This is a genomic window from Nonomuraea sp. NPDC050786, assembly GCF_040654115.1.
Lineage (GTDB): Bacteria > Actinomycetota > Actinomycetes > Streptosporangiales > Streptosporangiaceae > Nonomuraea.
Genome location: NZ_JBFAHJ010000071.1, coordinates 1 through 3,176, shown reverse-complemented (window position 1 = coordinate 3,176; position 3,176 = coordinate 1). Strand labels below are relative to the sequence as shown.

The 3,176-nt window shown below is 67.7% G+C and carries 3 protein-coding genes; 2 read left to right on the top strand and 1 reads right to left on the bottom strand.

The window, feature by feature from the left end:
* Window positions 1-637 (top strand): helix-hairpin-helix domain-containing protein (locus AB0H84_RS53325; RefSeq protein WP_357622450.1); only part of this gene is annotated, 637 nt, incomplete at its 5' end.
* Window positions 638-783: 146 nt separating this feature from the next.
* Here the strand turns inward: AB0H84_RS53325 and AB0H84_RS53320 are convergent.
* A complete protein-coding gene (locus tag AB0H84_RS53320) occupies window positions 784-1,743 on the bottom strand; it encodes an aminoglycoside phosphotransferase family protein (RefSeq protein WP_357622448.1) in 960 nt (319 codons plus the stop codon).
* Between the two features lie 748 nt (window positions 1,744-2,491).
* Between AB0H84_RS53320 and AB0H84_RS53315 the strand changes: the two genes are divergently transcribed.
* Window positions 2,492-3,085 (top strand): hypothetical protein, encoded by a 594-nt coding sequence (locus AB0H84_RS53315; RefSeq protein ID WP_357622445.1) that lies wholly within the window; start codon window positions 2,492-2,494, stop codon window positions 3,083-3,085.
* Window positions 3,086-3,176: the final 91 nt, after the last annotated feature.

The following is a 3,176-nucleotide window of genomic DNA, read 5'->3' as shown; positions in this document are numbered from 1 at the left end:
GCCTGAAAACCCACACCACCTACAACCAAGCAACCGCATGGTCGCACCGGCAACACGACTTCGCCGCTTGACATTCCAGGTCCAGGGATGTCTGAGCCGCGTCTTCTGCGCACTCGGTATCCGCGGTACCGGCCGCAGCATGAGCCGCCGCATAGCCCGCCAGTTCGGCACCATGGACGCCATCCGATCGGCCGACGCCGAGGCAATTCAGCAGGTAGAAGGCATCGGCCCGGAGAAAGCCCCCGTTGTGGTCGCGGAGCTCCTCGAGGTGGCCGACATCATCGACAAGCTCATCAAAGCAGGCGTCAACATGACAGAACCCGGGTGGACCGCACCCACCGACGACGACACGGCAACGCACGCCGGTACAGCGGCGCTCCCGCTGACGGGCATGTCCGTGGTGGTCACCGGCACGATGACCGGCCCCCTGGCGGAGCTATCGCGCAACGAGATGAACGAGCTGATCGAGCGGGCGGGCGGAAAGGCGTCATCGGCTGTATCAGCCAAGACATCCCTGCTGGTGGCAGGTGACAAGGCGGGCTCAAAGCGAGCCAAGGCCGAAACGCTCGGGGTTCGGATCGTCACCCCTGAGGAGTTCGCCATCATCGTCGCCGACCTCGCCGTGACCAACCCTTAAGCATGCGGTGGAGCCGCGCATCTTCCATCTTCGCCGGTGGGTGCGCGGCTTCCCTTACTGTTGGCACCGATGAAGCCTCAGGAGATCTCATGAGAGGTTGTTTTCGAACCTCCGATGGGGTCGGGCTGCACCCGGACCGCCAGGGCTCAGCCCAGCGCGTCCATCAGGGCGATGACATAGGCATCCAGCCGCTCCTCCACGACTCGCGTCGTCAGCTCTGTCCTCCCCCCCTCACGCCAGGGCTGCGACACTAACTGCACTTCTTCTGAGCAGGCCAGCCCGTCCCGCACCTGCCAGTACAGCCGCTCGCACGCGGCCGCGGCCAGCACCCCGCCAGCCTCCTCGTACGCCTCAGCGAACCGTAGACCCCACGCCGGTCCGTGCAGCAACGCAAGGTTGGTGGAGCAGTGCGCCACATCGAGATCCGCCGGACCCCAACAGGCCCCTGCCCAGTCGACGACGCCGGTGATCCGGGCACCTGCCGGCGTCGAGGGCGGCACGTCGAACAACACGTTGCCGGGCTGGAAGTCTCGGTGCAGGAATCGCCCTTCATAGGGCGGCGCGGGCTTGCGGATCACGTCGATCGCCGCGGCCCATGCCGCCGCGTCGGCGCCCTTCGGAACCACGACGGTGTCGGCGGTCGTCAGCGTCACATACTTCCGGGGCCGCTCGGCGGGCCGCAGCGCATGGATGGCCACGAGTTGACGAGCCAGCAGAGGAACGCGCGTCTCCACTCCCTCATCGTCGAGGACCGTCCGGCCTGCCAGATGTGTCATCAGGAGCGATGGATACTCGCAATGCGCGGCGGTCGGATCAACCGCGACCAGCTCAGGAGCCGGCACGCCGGTCCCGGCGAGCAGGGACAGGGCGCCGGCCTCCCCGTTCAGCCCGCCCTCAGCGCCCCTCACCCTGAACGGGTCGACGAAGCTCCGCAGCACCAGGTCACGGGTGTCTCCGTCCTGCGTGCCGATGGTCAGCCTCCGCATCTCGGCCGTGATGCCGCCGTGCAACACCTCGGTCCTGACGATCCGTTCGCCGACCTCCAGGTGCCGGCTCACCCAGGCCAGTGTCAACGGTCGGACTGCCGCCTCGTCGTGGTTGATCATCGTGCCATCTCACCATCCCGACGGCTGCACGCGCCAAGGCTTTCTCGATCAGTGCGTGAGCGCCGCTCGATGAGGTGCCAGCTCGCCGTCAGGTGCGGTAGCGGCGGGCGGCGGTGTCGGGGCTGACATCCAGAACTGCGCCGATCTCGTCCCAGGTGGCGCCGGCCGCCCGATCGGCGGCGACGGCCGCGGCCAGGACGGCGCGGGCCTGAGCGAGCAGGGGCAGTGCGGCCGCGGCGTAGCCGGCGATCGGCCCGGATTTCCAGCCAGTCTGCTGGGTGGGCAGGGCGAGGTCTTCCGCGTGCAGGTCGAGGGCCAGCTTCTGACGGCATCCGGCACACGTGCCTGGTCATGAGCCCGCTCCTCCCAGCTCGCAGGTCGACTGATGTCGTACGCCTCCCGCCTTGTGTCTGACACGGCAGCCCACCACAGGCACTGAAGTGACGCACTCGGGCCAGTGCGGTGTCCCCCTTTCCGGCTTTGCAGCCTGCGTCACGGCGGCGCGCCCCCGCAACCGCCCTCTCGCCCCGCTCCGCGGTACCTGGCAGGCGAGTTCTGCCTGTTCCAAGATCTTTTGCTGGCGCAAAACATCTTGGAACAGGCAGAAACGAACGGTTGCGGGGCGCTTCGCCGTGCCGCTGACGGCTCATCGCCGGAAGGGGGAAGCTCGCCGCCTCGGCCCGGGCCCTCACCAACAGGCCTCTTCCGGCAGCCGTCCATCAGCACAGAACAGGAAGGAACGTTCCCCATGCTGCCTGAGGTGAAGGCGTTCTTCGACGCCATCGACAGCCGGAACAACCGCATCGAAACCGACCGCGTGTACCGGGCGCATCCGGTTCCGGACTGGGACCACACCATGTCTCCCGAGCAGGTCGCCGCCTACTTCGAGGCGGAGAACAAGCGGAACGCCGCCTTGCTCGAGGTGGAGCAGACGCACAAGAAGAAGCAGGCCGAGGCGTACCAGAAGCTGATCGCGTCCGAGGACCCGCTGGTGCGATTCCTGGCCACCGACCCGGAAGTACAGGCTTACCCCCAGCACGCCCACGTCGTGCTGAAGGCTCTGCCGATGAGCCGCGAGGAGATGGAGGAGTTCGGCGATCGCCGGGACTGGTGCGGAGAGTTCGGGCGCCTGTTCAAGCGCGCGGAAGAGGCCGGCGTCCTGCCCGCGGCGACCCCGGACCTGGCGGACATTGAACCGCTGGTGTGCGAGGTCGTGAACGTGTCCGGCATGAGTGAGCGCCGCCTGCGCGTTCTCGTCAAGAAGCACCTCCCGGGCATCCTCGCCAGTGCCGAGGCCAAGGCCGCGCAGCGAGCCCAGGAGGGTGTGCCAGCGACCGCGTAAGTGATGGCCAGGGCCGGGGTGGCGGACGTCCTACGACCCGGACGCCTCCTCCAGCTACGGATATCGGACGGACGGGACGTACGGGCTGGAT

Bases quoted from the DNA above. Each gene is read 5' to 3' on its own strand.
- AB0H84_RS53320 (WP_357622448.1), bottom strand. From the start codon at position 1,743: ATGATCAACCACGACGAGGCGGCAGTCCGACCGTTGACACTGGCCTGG.
- AB0H84_RS53315 (WP_357622445.1), top strand. From the start codon at position 2,492: ATGCTGCCTGAGGTGAAGGCGTTCTTCGACGCCATCGACAGCCGGAAC.